We start from the raw sequence: 15625 nt of genomic DNA on the forward strand, positions 1-15625 counted from the left end.
CATTTTGTTCTCATTTTCAATAGTTAATTTTTTATGGAAAAATTGATGTTATTGCTTAATTTTTAGGTGGCTGCTATTTAATAGACCAATAGACTTTAGAACATTAAATTGAGCAAGCAGATAGTTTCTTTCTGAATTTGCTAAGGTAATTCTAGAGTTCAGCAGAATAGAGTTAGATTGAATAACATCCAAAGTAGACCTTCCAAGCCCCGATTCATACTCAGCTGTTATTCCTTCATTCGCAATTTCAGCTGCCTTAACTTGGGAATTAACTGAATTCAATAAACTTTTTGAAGACTGAAGTGTGGACCATGAGATTGCTACATTACTATTATTAGTTTTTGTAACGCTGTTTAATAATAGTTTTTTTCTATTTTGTAAGTTTCGGCTTTTATTTAATGAAGATCTATTTTTCCCACCCGAATATATTGGCCAAGTAACAGTTGCTTTTAAAGTGCTCTTATTACTCTCATCATATGATGAACTCAAATCTTGAGATCTAGAATTTTCGTAAGAAAGTTTTGCAGTTGGTACTAAATCAGATCGTGAAATAAGTACATCTTTTTCTGATTGTTCATATTCTAATTTTGCAATAATTAATTCTGGATTATATTTTTTTGAAGTATCAATTGCATCATTCAAATTGCTTGGAAGCATAAGCTTAATATCAAAATTATTACTTAAACTATTTATATCTGCAATTGGTCCAATAACATTTTCATAATTTAGCTTATTAAATATTATTTCATTTTTAGATTGAATAAAATTTGCTTGGGCTTCAGCTAATGAGGACTCAGATTGAGCCAAATCAGATAGAGTAATTTGACCTCTTTCAAGTCTAGCTCTATTAGTTTCAACTTGTCGCTCTAACAAATTAAGATTGCTTTGATTAATTTTTAATTTTTTATTAGCTAATATTAAACCTGAATAAGCTTCAATTGCTTTTAATAGAACTTCTTGCTCTTTTTTTAATAATTTTATACTAGCCAGGTTAATTCCAATTTCATTTTTTTGTACATCTGCATTTCTACTAAAGTCTATTAATGTTTGTTCAATTTTTATAGATTGGGTGGCGGGATCAACATTATTAACTGACTGCTCAACTCCTGCCCTATTAGTCAATTTGCTTGTGTCTACTTGACTTTTACTTCCAGAAATTGTGACTGTGGGTAAGTAGTTACTTTTTGAAATCTTTAAATCTTCTTCTGAAATATTAATATTTTCTCTCTCAGCATTTAAGTCAGTATTATTTTTATAAGCTTCTGTAAGAGCTTCAAATAAAGTTACTGCCAAGACGTGTTGGTTTAAGAACAAAACTGAGAATAGTATTAAAATTATTTTTTTCATTATTTTTTAAATTTTATCTTTTCAATCTGATGATTGCTATTTAAATTCATTATTATAGATGAACTTTTTACCGCATCTTTAAACATTTGTTCAGTAATTCTTTGATAAGTCTGCATAAAATTTATTACGTCCCCACTGCTCATAATCTTTAGATTTTTCTTATTTTTTGTTTGAGCCCAAAGCTTTCTCTCTTGTTTTAGTCTCCACTCTCTTAATAAATTAAAGTTTTTAGCTTTTAGATATAATAATCCATCTAATTGGTTAAATAAGGTTTTATATTTAGTTTTCAATTGATTGTTAACATGAGCCCTCCATTTAACTCCTTGATCATAAACTTTTTCAAGTGAATTAATTGGTTTTTTGAGTTGGTTGTTTAACTGGGGTCTTGCTCCAACACACCAACCCTCAAAGATTACCACATCTGGCTTTGTTTTAATTTTATGCCATAAATTTTTTGAACATCTATCGTCTATCGCTTTATTAAATGTTGGAATTTGCAAACTCTTAAAATTTTTATCTTTAATTTTTTTAAAAAAATTTAACATTAAATCTATATCGTGGGTTCCAGGAACTCCTCTTGTCATTAATAAAGGGTGCTTATTTTTAGATAATGACCTTCTATCTTTTCTTGTCTTGTAAAAATCATCGATAGAAACTTTAAAAACATTTAACTTAAAATATTTTTGTAAAATTAAAGTTAAAATTGATGAGATAGTTGTTTTGCCTGATCCTTGTCCTCCAGCTAAACCGATTATTAATGGTTTTTTTTTATTAACTCTTTTTTCTATCCAAAAACTAACTGGGATTAAAAAAGATTTAATCATCTTATCTTTGTTTTTAAATTTATCCTTCTTAGTTTCTTGAGATGCAATAAATTTAAGACAATCTTTTTTTACTTTGCTAAAACAATTATTAACTTCTTGCATAAAAAATTATTTTTTATCAAGAGGATGATTTTGACCATCGTTGACTGCAATATTTGTTAATTCAAAAGTATTTATTTCATCTATGCATCCAAGGTTAAATCCTGTCATAGTTGGATTAGCTCTTGGGTTGTGATGTGTGTAAATTCCACAGTTAGAGCAAAAATAGTGTTTCGCAATTTTTGAATGAAATTGATAAAGTTTCAATTTATCTTCACCTTTAACAATTTTAAAATCTTCATTCTTAACCATAGACATTATTGCTCCTTTTCTTTTACAAATTGAGCAATTACATTTTAAAACTTTTTCTAAGTTGTCAGGTACATTTATTTCTGCTTCTACCTCTCCACAATGGCATTTTAATCTTTTCATTTATATTTCTCCTTTATTTTTTATATTAATCTCAAACATTGCTTCATTTCTTCTACGTAAAGGCAACGTGAAAGGTCCGTCATAAGTTGCTTTAATAGCTGCACTCAAAATTGATATATCATCTTTTTTTAATTCATTTTCTAAAATGCCTTTATGTTTAGTAAAATTTTTATTAGAAGCTCTTCCTGAATATCTAATAACCGCATAATAGCCTTCTTTAATGTTTAAAATTTTTATATCTGAGTTAGATGGAACTGGTGTGTTTTCTTTATTAAATTTTGAAGGTAAATAAAATTGCATAGTCATATTTCCTTTTTTTTCCATTTGGGTAACTGGTGTTGTCATTTTAATTTCTTCATTTTTCTCATTATTGCCCGATATATAGTTAAATAATTTTCTAAAACTGTTGCCTTCATTTGATATTGATGTTTCAATAACTAAACGATCAGGATATTTTCTGATTTCATAAATGTTATTTTGCTTCACTACTTCGTAATTTGCTTCTTCATAAGCCACACTGTTAGAATTTATAATTAAGCCAAGAAACATAATTGATAGAATTTTTTTCATTTTAATATGAGGCTTAAACTATCTCTGGTTGAAGTTATCCACAAGAGCACAAAATGTAGTTTCAATGTTCACGTTTTGATTCACCTTTGATTCAGTTACAGACTCGAAATACAACCTATTGCGTGCACTGTATAACTGGTCTATAGATTAGAACAAAACAAGAACATGAAAATAACTATTCCTTTTTATCTACATAAAGCAGGTGCAGGTTTTCCCTCTCCTGCAACGGATTATATCGAAGAGGATGTAGATCTTAATGTTCACTTAATCAAAAATGTCCCCGCTACTTTTATTATTAGAGTTCAAGGAAAATCGATGACCGATGTTGGTATTTATGATGGTGACTTATTAGTTGTTGATAGAAGTTTAAAACCTAAAAATTTTTCAACAGTGGTTGCAAATGTTCATGATGAATTAGTTGTTAAAAGTTTTGTTAAATCAAACGATAGTCAATTTTTAACATCGGGTTCAAAAAATATTGAAGATAAAATAATTATTGGTGATGAAACTGAAGTATTTATTTGGGGAGTTGTGACTTATGTCATTCATTCAACATACTAAAAAGATAGCACTAGTAGATTGTAATTCATTTTATGTTTCCTGTGAGAGATTGTTCAATCCTAAAATTGGAAATAAGCCAGTTGTAGTATTGTCTAATAATGATGGCTGTATTATTGCAAGATCAAATGAAGCTAAAGCTCTTGGTATTAGAATGGGAGAGCCTTATTTTAAAGCTAAAGAAATAATACTTAAAAATAAAGTTTATGTATTTTCTTCAAATTACTCTTTATATGGAGATTTATCCAGAAGAGTGATGAGAACTTTAAAAAGATTTAATCCTCAGTTAGAAATATATTCAATAGATGAGGCTTTTTTAGATTTAAGTAATTATCCAGATGATGAAGTAGAAGATGTGGGAAAAGAAATTAGAAGTATTGTTTTACAGTGGACAGGAATTCCAACTAGTATTGGTATTGCTAAAACCAAAACGCTAAGCAAAATTGCAAATCATATAGCAAAGAAAAAACAATCTGGTGTCACAAACTTAATAGGAATTGAAAATATTGATCCATTACTAGAAAAGATAGATATCAACGATGTGTGGGGAGTTGGTAAACAGTTAACTAAATTCTATCATCAAAATGGAATTTATAATGCCAAACAATTAAAAAATATGTCAAATACTTGGATCAAAAAAAGTTCTAATGTTTTAAGTTCCAGGACAGCATTAGAACTTAGAGGAATTTCTTGTATCCCACTAGAAACTAAAACTTCAAAAAGAAAAAGTTGTGTAGTATCAAGATCATTTGGTACTAGAGTTGAAAAATTTCAAGAACTTCAAGAAGCAGTTGCAAGTTACTGCTTAAATGCTTCAGAAAAAATTAGATCAGAATCTTTAATAGCAAAATCAATAACTGTTTCTGTTAGAACAAGCCCCTTTCAAAATAGAGGTGTATATTATTCAAATGCTAAAACTATAGATTTTCCAATAGCTACCAACAATAGTATTGAAATAGTTAAAACAGCTTTAGTTGCTTTAAATGAAATTTTTATTAATGGATATAGATATCAAAAAGCAGGCATAACATTGATTGGTTTGGTTGGTTCAGATGGTAGCAAAAACTTATTCTCTACAGAAAAAGATGAGAAAATTAAGGGTTTAATGAGAGCTATTGATAGTACAAATTACAGATATGGCAGATCAACAATAAGTTTAGCTAGTGCTGGGGTTAATAAAAAATGGAATATGAGGAGAGATCACTCCTCAAAGATAGATACAGCTGACTTTCATTCGTTACCAATAATAAAGGCTATTTGATTTAGTTTAAAAGTTTTTTTTTAGCCTTTACAAATTCTTCTTTAGTCAGCACTCCAGCTTTATATAATTCATTTATTTGATTTAATTGATCAGTCAGCTCGTTGCTCACCTTCTTAGTTTTTTTAATTTCCATGTAATATTGATCAAGATTCAGTTTGTGGTTATTTTTAGCATTAACCATATCTTCGAAATTTTTGTGAAATTCTGATGAAATAGCAATCCATTTATTCATGGCTTTCTGATGCTCTGGATATTGGGATATGTTAATTTTATGATATTCGGATGTTTCTTCTGAAAAAAACTTTGATTTTGGTGCATTTATTAATTTAGGGTTAATATAATGTCGAAGCTGAATCCAGTCCCCTCCTGCTAATCGGGAAAAATAAGAGTGTTGTGACTCAAGCATTATCTTAGGAAAGTTTAGTGAGCTTTCTCTTATCCATTTATTGTAAGCAGCTGCTGCAGCTTTTCCATCAGAGCTATCAGGATAATTTAATTCTTTTGTAACATCCATATGTCTTATTATCATGCAATTATGACTACTACCTTTTCGATACAACTCTAAAAGGTAATATTCAGGTCTTTCATAGCAACCATCATTTTTATTTTTAAAAACTATTTCAATAATGGCTTGATTAATAATATCAATATAAAGGCCAGAAAGATTTCCTTTATAAACTTCAATCATTTCCATGACTTCATTATTTTCTACCCTACCAATACCAATAATATTTTGCTGAATTCCATATGAACCTTCATGACTTTTTCTAACTACAACCCAATTATCTCCATCAAGATCTATTTGTATTTTATTGTTAAAGATAAATGTATTTCCTATATTTTTGCCAATTGAAAAATTTTCAGCTGAAAAAATACTTCCACTTAAAAAGAAACTAAGTATTGTTATGGATATAAATTTTTTCATTTAATTTTATTAATGCTTTCAATATTATCTAAAGAATTTTTAAAATCTAGCATATTTTCTCTTTTTGATAGGGAGATTACTGAAATCATCATAACAATAACTCCAATAACTGGTATTAACGTGATGATTGAAATTTTTCCTATCACTAAGAATGAGTAAGCAATTAAAAATAATACAGATCTAATTAACAATGTTGTTTTAAAAACTGTAATAATTGAAAGAGAATGTTTTAATAAATTAAAAAAGCTCATTTTTGACAACCCAAAATACCTTTTGTCTCTTATTGAGGGAATAGACTTTCTATCTTTTGCTACTTTTGCTAATGACCCCGAAAAACTACTCCATGTTGCTGATTCATTAACCATTTTATCAACTACTGACCTTGGGAGGCATGTGTAATTGCCATATTTAATAGTTTGTCCTGTAAAAACGAGAGTTAAATATTTATGAGCTTCATAACAAAATTTAAAAATAAACCCCTCAGATCTCTTTACTCGATTAGCTGTAATAACTGTATTTGGATATTCTTTGATCTTTTCAATTAGTAAAATTAATTCTTCTGGCCTATCTTCTCCATCACCATCCATTGGAATTACGTAATCAAACTCTTCTTTTTCATTAATATATTTTAATCCAGCAGCATTACATCTTGCATGCCCTCTATTTTCTTTCATGTTTATAATCTGAACAGATTTAAGATTATCTAAATTAGTTGAAAAATCTAGGCTATTTTCGGTCGAAGCATCATTAATAATTATTACTGAAAACTCGCTACCTAGCGTAGAAACTTTGGAATTAATATTTTCTATAAGTTTGAAAACAGACTGCCAATCATTATAAACAGGTATTAATATTTTTATTTTGATCATCTATTTCCTACACAAATATTATCAATGCAAATAAATTTTGATAATGAATTAAGTTTATCCTTTGTAATCAACCCTTCCCAAACTGGTCTAGAATTGAGGTGATATGATAAATTACCAGCATGCCATTCGTCGCCAAGGACAACGTTTATTGGCAATGCATGATTCTGCTTCCATAAGTATTCAGTTTTAATTGCTATTTCCTTGCCCAAATAATCTGTTCTTTTATCTGTTTCTGTAATTGAAATATAAGCATAAGCAAAAGGTGAAAAAATAAACAAAATTAAAAACGCTGATATGAACTTATTTATTTTTTTAAGATTTATTTGTGCTTGAAAAATATAGACAATTAATACACCAAAGAACAAATAAAATGGAGTCATCCACATTGTTCTTATTTTAGATCCTGTTAGCATTGAGGTTAAGAACATTAGTCCAATTGGAACTAGATTAATAAATATTAAGAACAATAACTTCTTATCTTTTAAGGACACTTTAAACTTAATTTTTTTTATTAAAAAAAATGACATTATAAAAAATGGAATTAATATTCCTATTTGTTTGCCTAAAAATATTAAAGGGTGAACTATATGGTCTAATAAACTTGCACTCTCCAACCCTGTTCTAGCTAACCCGTATATAATTGTTATATAATCGTTATTAGCCAACCAAATTAAATGGGGAATTAACAAAACAATAAAGACCTCTAGAGATATTAGATGTTTGAAATCAAATTTTTTATATTTCTTTATAAAAATTATATAAAAAAATAATAAGTCTATTGATATTAAAAGATAAATAAAAAGATATTTTGATAAAAAACCTAAAGCTGCAAAAGCTCCCAGCCAAAAACAGTCCTTAAAAGTTATTGTCTGTTTATCAAATAGTTTCCAAGAATAATAAACACACAACGACCAAAAAGGTAATTGGCAAACATTCACATTAAATTCAGGTGTTGTAAAATTATAGAAATAAATACCCTCTAAAAGAAGTACCGATATTAAACTTAAAGTTTTATTTTTAAATAGTTCTTCAGCAAATTTAAAAACAAAAATAAATGCAGTTACTACAAATAATTGACTTAATAAGTAATAAGCCCAGTCCTGCGATCCAAAAAGTTGGTAAATAACTTCTGGAAAAAATGCACTTGCTGGTGGATGTTTATTAAATCCCCAATCTAAATTACTTCCCCAAGCCAAGGCCTCAATTGTATCAAGTGGTAAATTGTCATTTGTTAATGTGGGAACCAATGTCCATAAAATTAAATGAATTATAAGAAAACTATAAAACAATTTATTTATATTGTTTTTATTAATTAACATTTTACTGATTTTATATGAATTAAGCTTGCTTGACACGTATTAATTGCTGAATATACTCCGCCCACTAAATTTATACATATGCCTAAAATCTCAAAACCATCTGCTAAAAAACCAACAGCTAAAGCAAAAAAAGTTGCTGTTGCAATCAAAAAACCCACTAAAGTAATAAAAAAGATTAGTGTCACTGAAAACAAAGTAAAGGCAACGATTAAAATTTCAAAAACATATATTCCAAAAGATACTGAAAAATATATGTGTGACAAACACTTATCCTTTTTCAAGATAAAACTTACTGAGTGGAAAAAAGAATTGGTAAAAGCAAATAATGAAGCTCTTTACCATGGGTCAATGGATGATAATAGTGTTTCAGCAGATATTGTCGATCAAGCAAGCTCTTACACAGATAAAAATGTAGAAATGAAAGCGATTAATAGACAAATTAAATTAATTTCTAAAATTGACCAAGCTTTAATAAGAATAAAAGATAAAACTTTTGGATTTTGTGCTGAAACTGCCGAACCAATTGGATTAAAAAGATTAATGGCAAGACCAGTTGCTCATCTTTGTATTGCAGCTCAAGAAAAGCACGAAAAAGATGAAAAAGTTTACGCTGACGATTAAAGTTTAAATATTTTCCTTAACTGGCATCAAGAACAGCATGTAAAAATTGTTTAGTTCTTTCATTTTGAGGATTATCAAATAATTGTTCTGGGGACCCTTGTTCAAATATCTTGCCTTCATTAAAAAAACACACTCGGTCTGATATTTCTTTAGCAAAACCCATCTGATGTGTAACCATAATCATAGTAAGATCATGCTCTTTATTCAAAGATCTAATTACATTTAAAACTTCACCAACTACTTCTGGATCTAATGCAGATGTAATTTCATCTAAAAGCATAACCTTTGGTCTCATTGCTAAGGCTCTGGCTATCGCAACACGTTGCTGTTGACCACCTGATAATCTTGAAGGATGTTCATCTTTTTTATCTGAAAGTCCTACCAAATCTAGTAAATCTAAAGCTCTCTCTTCAGCTTCTTCTCTTTTCATACCTAACACTTCAACTGGTGCCTCAATACAATTTTGTAGAGCAGTCATATGAGGAAAAAGATTAAACTGCTGAAACACCATTCCTATTTTTGATCGTCTTTCTCTTAAATATTTTTCATTAGCGATAACTAAGTTTCCATTTTTATCAGGCATATGAGTTAATGGTTCATTTTCTAAATGAATTACACCCTTATCAATTTTCTCTAAAGTCATCAAAGTTCTTAATACTGTTGTTTTACCTGATCCTGATGGGCCTATAATTGAAACCATTTCATTCTTTTTAATTTCTAAATTAAGTTTATCTAAAACAACAAGATCTCCATATTGTTTTGTAACTTCAGAAAATTTTACTAAAACATCATCTGAATTATTCATTTAGTTTTTTACCTTTCCTTGTGCTTTGTTAACTGTTCTTTCTAATTTTCTAATACCCATTGCTGCAGGTATAGATAAAATTAAGAAAATAATTCCAACCATAGTATATGGTTCTAAATAACGATAATGATACCCACCTACTGCTGTTGCTGCATGAAATAATTCTGCAACTCCAATAGTTGATAATAAGGGTGTATCTTTAAAGATTCCTACTAAATAATTTCCCATTCCTGGAATTGCTATAGGAAAAGCTTGAGGAAAAATTATTCTTTTATAAGTGTATATTGCAGAAAAATTTAGCGCCCTACAAGCTTCCCACTGAGATTTTGGAACTCCCTCTAATGCGCCTCTGTAAACTTCTGAAAGATAAGTACCAAAATGAAGCCCTATAGTTATCATTGCTGACATCCAGGCAGATAAAACTATACCAAATTGAGGTCCAACAAAATATACAAAGAATAATTGAATAAGAAGTGGAGTTGAACGAATAAATTCTACTATTTCTCTAACTATAATATTTACAAACTTATAAGGTGTTCGTTGACCCAATAAAAACAGCATACCTACTACAACTGCTATTGCATAACCTATTCCCGCAGCCATTATAGTGTTTAAGGTTGCCCATAACATTTTAGGTAATATTTGATAAGCAAAATTCCATTTCCATTCTGCATCCATATTATATCTTCTCCTTTCCCACTTTTCTTGCAGCAAGAACCTCTAACCAACGTAAAAAAGGGACAAGAAAAAATCTTGATATAATATAATATATTATAAGTGCTGTTCCAAAACATTGCGCAGATAACCATGTAATAGAATTAATTTGTTTTGCTTCAAATGTTAAGTCAACAACAGTTACTAGTGCAACTAGTGCGGTAGCTTTTAAAAGTTCGACAGTCAAGTTTGCTGCTGGTGGAAGTATAATTGGAAAAATTTGTGGTATAATTATTCTCCTCATTCTTTTTGCTGGACTAAAGTTAAGAGCATAAGCTCCTTCCCATTGACCTTTTGGTACTGCTATTATTCCACCTCTTACTATTTCGGCACCATAAGCACCAAAATTCATTCCTATGGCCACAACACCTGAAGTGAACGCTTCAAGAGACATACCAAAAAAAGGTAAAACATAATAAACCCAAAATAATTGCACCATTAAAGATGTTCCTCTGAAAAATTCTATATAAATAGTTGCAGCACCTTGAATAACTGAATTATTTGACACTCTCATTAGGCCAAAAATTATTGAAATTATTACATAGAGAATGGTAGCACAAATTAACACTTTAACTGTAGTAACTGTACCTAGCAATAAAGTAGATCCGTGTTCAGCTAAGAATGAAAAATAACTCACTTTTAAAACCTTTAATTAAAGTTAAAAAAAAATCAGGCGACTTTTATTCATCGCCTGATTAAATTAATCTATTACTAATATTACTTAGTTGAACAAGCCCACTCAGTACTCATTGAAGGAGGTGGTAGTTGAGCTTTATCATAACCATACTCACCAGCTCTCTCTAACATTTTTGCTGGGTTAGCCATAACTTTTGCTAAAGCTGCATTGAAATTATCTCTAAATTCAACATCGCTTTTTCTAAAACCAATACCAACTACATTTAAAGTTTCTTTAGGCATTAATTTAGGGTCAGTCACTTCAAACATACCGTTACTTTTTGCTTCATGCTCTTTTGCACCAAAGAATGTTTGTACAGCAACATCAGCTCTTCCAGCTTTCATTGCAGCAAGAATTCCAACTTCACCTTCAACTAACATCATTTGACTTTCAGGAACACCATACTTTTTAGCAGCTTCAACAGTGTTAAATCCAGTACCAGTTACAAGTTTTGCACCAGTTCTAACAACGTCTGCATAATTATTAATTCCTTGAGGATTTCCTTTTGGAACCATCATGGCATCACCAAAAACACCTATAGGATCAGAAAAGTTCATGTTTGCACATCTACTTTTTAAAATATACATACCACCAGTAACCATATCTGAACGATTTGCATTTAATCCAGGTATTAATCCAGACCATTCAAAAACTTTAGTTTCAGTTTGATCTTCTGTAATTCCCATTTCTTCAAGAACTGTTAAAGCTATCATATTAACAAATCCTAAAGCTTGACCGTTATCTCCCGCATAAGCCCATGGCACTGCAGTTCCAAACCCAAGTCTTAACTTGTCACCACCTTTTAATTTACTAGTCAACGTTTCAGCGCTAACTGCAGTAATACTAAAAAGAAGTACAAGAAAGACTCCAATTGATTTTAAAAATCTATTCATTATTTTTTCCTCTATTTAAGTTTATTTTAATAATTAAAACAAAATTGAAGTTGTTTGTACACCAAAAAAAGATACAACTTAAAGTTGCTTAATAAAATATTTATATTAATTAATTATCTGAACTTTATCACTTAATTTAATTTCACCGTCATCAAGTGCAGTCAAATAAATTCCCATTTCAAAATGATTATAAGTTTTTTTTAATGACTGAAGTAAATTTAAAGAATTGTCATCTGTGTTTGGTTTTAGATTAATTGCAACACATCTTGGTATGTTTTTTTCAACTTTAAAAGAAACACCATTAATTTTAACAATTTTTCCGATCCATTCTCGTTCTTTCCATGGTTCAACTCCATCAATATGAATGTTGCCTCTAAATCTTTGAGCCTCAATTTTTTGATTAATTTTATTCTTAAAATCCTCAATACTCTTATTATTTAAAAGAGATACCGAATGAGATAAAACTGTTTTATTTGATATCGATGTATCAAAAAAAGGAAGGTCTTTATTTTTCATTAATACTATTGGTTTTTTAAGGGAATTTTCCAATTCTAATATTTTATTTGAAAGTAAATCATATTCATTCATTTCATTTACATTAATTGTTAAAATTTTCTCATTTTTAAAAGTTAATGTTAATTTATTTTCATCAAATAAAAAATTATACTTATTCAATACTGGAGAGTTTTTTAGAGTTAAAATTTTATTCCATTTTCCTCTTCTTTCTTCAGGATTTTTTTCAAATAGCTTTACTTGTTCTAAATCTAAATCTTTAGCAAATGCAAAAATTCTATCTCCTATAATTCCAATATCTTTTTTAATTTCACACTTATCAATAGTTTGAAATGATATGGATTTAACTGGACAATAATTTATTGAAGAAATAGTTGCGCTCATATAATATTTTTGAATAATATGTCTAAATTGTCTTCGAATCAACTTCAAGAGTATAACGATAATGGTTATGTGGCTCCAATAGAAGTCTTAACTAAAGATCAAGCATTTGAGATAAGAAAAGAAATTGAAAACATTGAAACTCAATGGCCTGATGAACTGAAAGGAGCTGGAAGAAATTACGTGCATATGATTTCTCCCATACTTGATGAAGTTTGCCATAACTCAAAAATGCTAGATGCTGTTGAGAGCATAATTGGAAAAAATATTCTTATATGTGGAACAACTTTATTTATTAAAAACCCATATGAAAAAGGATTTGTAAGTTTTCATCAAGATGCAACATATATTGGATTAGAACCACATAATTGGGTAACCGCTTGGTTGGCGATAACTGATGCTAATGAAGAAAACGGTTGTATGAGAATGTGGTCTGGTTCACATAAAGATAATATCAAACATCATGAACAAAAATATGATGAAGGTAATTTATTAACAAGAGGTCAAACAGTTGAAAATGTTCCCTTAGATAAAACCACACCTTTGGTTTTAAAGGCAGGACAAATGTCATTACATCATCCAACTATAGTTCATGGTTCAGGACTAAACAAAAGTAATGATAGAAGAATTGGTTTTGTAGTTCAAAGCTATATTGGCAGTAATGTAAATCAAGTTTTAGGTAAAATGTATGTTCAGCAAGCAAGAGGAGATGATACCTTTAAATATCATCAACATACTAAAAGACCGAGTATGCTAATGGATCAAAAAGATATGAAAATAAGAAAGAAGGCAAATGAAGATTTGCAAGGAATTTTTTATCCAGGCTCTACTAAAAAAGGAAATTTCTAATTAAGGTTTTGGTATCTCAGAGCCATCTTTTAAAAGATCGTATCCCTTTACAACAGCTTCTCTATTTGCAATATCTAAATACCATCTAGTTAAATTGTTGTAATTCTTAAGACCAATATCATGCCATTCGTGCCTTGCTATCCACGGCCAAGTTGCGATATCTGCAATTGTGTATTCATTTCCAGCTAAGTATTTTGATGAAGATAATCTCTCATCTAGTTCCCTATAAATTCTTTTTGTAATTTTAAAATATCTTTCTTCTCCAAATTCACTTTTTCCAGCATTGTAATGATGGAACTGATGATGTTGTCCAATCATTGGTCCTATAATTCCCATCTGTGCCATCAACCATTGGTTTATGGTATGTCGATCTTTTGCTTCATAAAATTTATTATATTTTTCAGCTAAATATATAAGTATTGCACCAGACTCGAATAATGACTGTCCATTTTCATGGTCTATAATTACTGGTATCTTTCCAAATGGGCTTATTTTTTTAAAATCTTTTTTAAATTGCTCATCTTTTGACAGATCAATTTTAGTAACTTTAAAATCACAACCTATTTCTTCTAATATTATTGTAATTTTTTTTCCATTTGGAGTATCTGCTGTAAATAGCTCTATCACTCTTTAACGCCTAGTCTGCTTTTTACTGTCTTAGAGGAAGTGGTAAACTCAAATCTATATTTTTCATCTGGTTTAGCGTATTTAAAACAACCTCTAGCAGCTAATGCTCCCTCATGAAAACCCGAAAGAATTAATTTAAGTTTTCCAGGATAAGTGCAAATATCACCAATTGCAAAAATACCTTGTTTATTGGTCTCAAAATTTTCCGTATTAACAGGTATTGTTTTCTTATCTAAATTTAATCCCCATTCAGCAATTGGTCCTAGTTGCATTATTAATCCAAAAAAGCCCAAAACATAATCAGTTTTAATTTCTTTTATACTCTCATCATCATGCTTGATGTTAATACTTTCAACTTTTTCATTGCCGCTAACTGAACCTAATTGGTATTTAGTATGAACTTCCATCTTACCTTCATCTTTTAATTGGTTAACTTTATCAATACTGGCTTGCATTCCTCTAAATTCATCTCTTCTGTGTACTAATATAACTTTAGATGTATTTGAGAGTTCTATCGCCCAATCTAATGCTGAGTCTCCTCCACCAAAAATAGTAACTGTTTTATCTTTAAAAATTTTTTTGTCTTTAATTGAATAAAGTATTTGTTTTCCTTCATACTTTTCAATTTCTTTTGTTGGGAATTTTCTTGGCTCAAAAGATCCTACACCAGCTGCAATAATTATACTTGATGCTTCAAATTCAGTTCCTTTATTGGTCTTTATTAACCATTTTTTTTCAACTTTTTTAATTTCTTGTACTCGCTCATTTAAATGAAAATTTGTTTTGAATGCTTTAATCTGTTCAATTAAATTATTGGTTAACTCTTCTCCAGTGCATTCTGGAACAGCAGGAATATCATAAATAGGTTTATCAGGATAAAGCTCAATGCACTGTCCACCTATTTTATCTAAGTTATCAACTACTTCACATTTTAATCCAATTATTCCTAATTGATGAACACAAAATAATCCAACTGGCCCTGCGCCTATTATTAAAGTATCTGTTTTAATCATTTAACCTTGTTTTGATGGAATGCTAACCGTTAGTCCATCTAGTTCATCAGAAACTAATAGCTGACAACTTAATCTACTAAATTTATTAGGTTCAAAAGCCATATCTAGCATGTCTTCTTCTCCATCTTCTTTTTTTGGTAGCTTATTAAACCATTCTTCTTTGACATAAACATGGCAAGTAGCACAAGCCATACCACCTCCGCAATCGGCATCTATTCCTGGAATGTCATTTTGAACCGCACCTTCCATAACGCTCAGTCCATTGGCAATTTCTATAGTATGTGAACTTCCACTATCTTCAATGTAGGTAATTTTAGGCATTGAACTATATATAATTACATAAAAAAAAAGGGCAAGTACACAAAATGTACTCGCCCTTTTTAAATTAT

General features: G+C 29.6%; 19 protein-coding genes. 4 read left to right on the forward strand and 15 right to left on the reverse strand.

Features of this window, described 5'->3' with window-relative positions; translation table 11 throughout:
- Positions 1-48 precede the first annotated feature (48 nt).
- Genes ABXT39_RS05230 through ABXT39_RS05245 form a run of 4 tightly spaced genes read right to left on the reverse strand, consistent with a single transcriptional unit; the run spans position 49 to position 3212 of the window.
- Positions 49-1347 (reverse strand): TolC family protein, encoded by a 1299-nt coding sequence (locus ABXT39_RS05230; RefSeq protein WP_415294698.1) that lies wholly within the window; start codon positions 1345-1347, stop codon positions 49-51.
- A complete protein-coding gene (locus tag ABXT39_RS05235) occupies positions 1347-2273 on the reverse strand; it encodes a uridine kinase (RefSeq protein ID WP_415294699.1) in 927 nt (308 codons plus the stop codon). Before ABXT39_RS05235 ends, ABXT39_RS05230 begins: the two co-directional genes overlap by 1 nt.
- A 6-nt stretch (positions 2274-2279) precedes the next feature.
- Positions 2280-2642 (reverse strand): GFA family protein, encoded by a 363-nt coding sequence (locus ABXT39_RS05240; RefSeq protein WP_415294700.1) that lies wholly within the window; start codon positions 2640-2642, stop codon positions 2280-2282.
- The gene (locus ABXT39_RS05245; protein ID WP_415294701.1) at positions 2643-3212 is read right to left on the reverse strand and encodes an SOUL family heme-binding protein; all 570 of its coding nucleotides are present in this window, start codon (positions 3210-3212) and stop codon (positions 2643-2645) included.
- 165 nt (positions 3213-3377) lie between these two features.
- Here ABXT39_RS05245 and ABXT39_RS05250 point away from each other — a divergent pair, with 165 nt between their 5' ends.
- On the forward strand, positions 3378-3773 hold the full coding sequence (locus ABXT39_RS05250) for a LexA family protein (protein WP_415294702.1): 396 nt from the start codon (positions 3378-3380) through the stop codon (positions 3771-3773).
- Entirely contained in the window at positions 3751-5031 is a 1281-nt protein-coding gene (locus ABXT39_RS05255) for a Y-family DNA polymerase (protein ID WP_415294703.1), read from the forward strand. The genes ABXT39_RS05250 and ABXT39_RS05255 overlap by 23 nt, the downstream gene beginning before the upstream one ends.
- Position 5032: 1 nt before the next feature.
- On the opposite strand, the gene ABXT39_RS05260 is transcribed toward ABXT39_RS05255, so the two are convergent.
- From ABXT39_RS05260 to ABXT39_RS05270, 3 genes are read right to left on the reverse strand one after another with little or no spacing between them, the layout of a single operon-like run.
- On the reverse strand, positions 5033-5956 hold the full coding sequence (locus ABXT39_RS05260) for an SHOCT domain-containing protein (RefSeq protein ID WP_415294704.1): 924 nt from the start codon (positions 5954-5956) through the stop codon (positions 5033-5035).
- Positions 5953-6825 carry a glycosyltransferase family 2 protein gene (locus tag ABXT39_RS05265; RefSeq protein WP_415294705.1) on the reverse strand — a complete coding sequence of 291 codons (873 nt, stop codon included), beginning with the start codon at positions 6823-6825 and terminating at the stop codon, positions 5953-5955. The genes ABXT39_RS05260 and ABXT39_RS05265 overlap by 4 nt, the downstream gene beginning before the upstream one ends.
- Positions 6822-8144 (reverse strand): glycosyltransferase family 39 protein, encoded by a 1323-nt coding sequence (locus ABXT39_RS05270; RefSeq protein WP_415294706.1) that lies wholly within the window; start codon positions 8142-8144, stop codon positions 6822-6824. The genes ABXT39_RS05265 and ABXT39_RS05270 overlap by 4 nt, the downstream gene beginning before the upstream one ends.
- Before the next feature lie 78 nt (positions 8145-8222).
- Here ABXT39_RS05270 and ABXT39_RS05275 point away from each other — a divergent pair, with 78 nt between their 5' ends.
- Positions 8223-8765: a TraR/DksA family transcriptional regulator gene (locus tag ABXT39_RS05275; RefSeq protein WP_415294707.1), complete on the forward strand. Its 543-nt coding sequence runs from the start codon at positions 8223-8225 to the stop codon at positions 8763-8765.
- A 16-nt stretch (positions 8766-8781) separates the two neighbouring features.
- Here ABXT39_RS05275 and ehuA read toward each other — a convergent pair whose 3' ends face one another.
- The 5 genes from ehuA to ABXT39_RS05300 form a co-directional block, all read right to left on the reverse strand.
- Positions 8782-9570, reverse strand: a complete 789-nt coding sequence (gene ehuA / locus ABXT39_RS05280; RefSeq protein WP_415294708.1) for an ectoine/hydroxyectoine ABC transporter ATP-binding protein EhuA — start codon at positions 9568-9570, stop codon at positions 8782-8784.
- On the reverse strand, positions 9571-10248 hold the full coding sequence (gene ehuD, locus ABXT39_RS05285; protein WP_271492704.1) for an ectoine/hydroxyectoine ABC transporter permease subunit EhuD: 678 nt from the start codon (positions 10246-10248) through the stop codon (positions 9571-9573).
- Between the two features lies 1 nt (position 10249).
- Positions 10250-10921: an ectoine/hydroxyectoine ABC transporter permease subunit EhuC gene (ehuC, locus tag ABXT39_RS05290; RefSeq protein WP_415290850.1), complete on the reverse strand. Its 672-nt coding sequence runs from the start codon at positions 10919-10921 to the stop codon at positions 10250-10252.
- A gap of 80 nt (positions 10922-11001) precedes the next feature.
- The gene (locus ABXT39_RS05295; protein ID WP_415294709.1) at positions 11002-11853 is read right to left on the reverse strand and encodes a transporter substrate-binding domain-containing protein; all 852 of its coding nucleotides are present in this window, start codon (positions 11851-11853) and stop codon (positions 11002-11004) included.
- Positions 11854-11958: 105 nt separating this feature from the next.
- Positions 11959-12750 carry an MOSC domain-containing protein gene (locus ABXT39_RS05300; RefSeq protein WP_415294710.1) on the reverse strand — a complete coding sequence of 264 codons (792 nt, stop codon included), beginning with the start codon at positions 12748-12750 and terminating at the stop codon, positions 11959-11961.
- Between the two features lie 18 nt (positions 12751-12768).
- On the opposite strand from ABXT39_RS05300, the gene ABXT39_RS05305 reads away from it, so the two are divergent.
- Positions 12769-13596 (forward strand): phytanoyl-CoA dioxygenase family protein, encoded by an 828-nt coding sequence (locus ABXT39_RS05305; protein WP_415294711.1) that lies wholly within the window; start codon positions 12769-12771, stop codon positions 13594-13596.
- Here the strand turns inward: ABXT39_RS05305 and ABXT39_RS05310 are convergent, their stop codons facing one another.
- The 3 genes from ABXT39_RS05310 to ABXT39_RS05320 are packed head-to-tail and all read right to left on the reverse strand — an operon-like array spanning position 13597 to position 15557.
- Positions 13597-14223 (reverse strand): glutathione S-transferase family protein, encoded by a 627-nt coding sequence (locus tag ABXT39_RS05310; RefSeq protein WP_415294712.1) that lies wholly within the window; start codon positions 14221-14223, stop codon positions 13597-13599.
- Positions 14220-15236: an NAD(P)/FAD-dependent oxidoreductase gene (locus ABXT39_RS05315; RefSeq protein WP_415294713.1), complete on the reverse strand. Its 1017-nt coding sequence runs from the start codon at positions 15234-15236 to the stop codon at positions 14220-14222. Before ABXT39_RS05315 ends, ABXT39_RS05310 begins: the two co-directional genes overlap by 4 nt.
- Positions 15237-15557 (reverse strand): 2Fe-2S iron-sulfur cluster-binding protein, encoded by a 321-nt coding sequence (locus ABXT39_RS05320; RefSeq protein WP_415294714.1) that lies wholly within the window; start codon positions 15555-15557, stop codon positions 15237-15239.
- Positions 15558-15625 lie beyond the last annotated feature (68 nt).

The sequence above is a fragment of the Candidatus Pelagibacter sp. Uisw_113 genome (genome assembly GCF_047717815.1).
Classification (GTDB): Bacteria; Pseudomonadota; Alphaproteobacteria; order Pelagibacterales; family Pelagibacteraceae; genus Pelagibacter.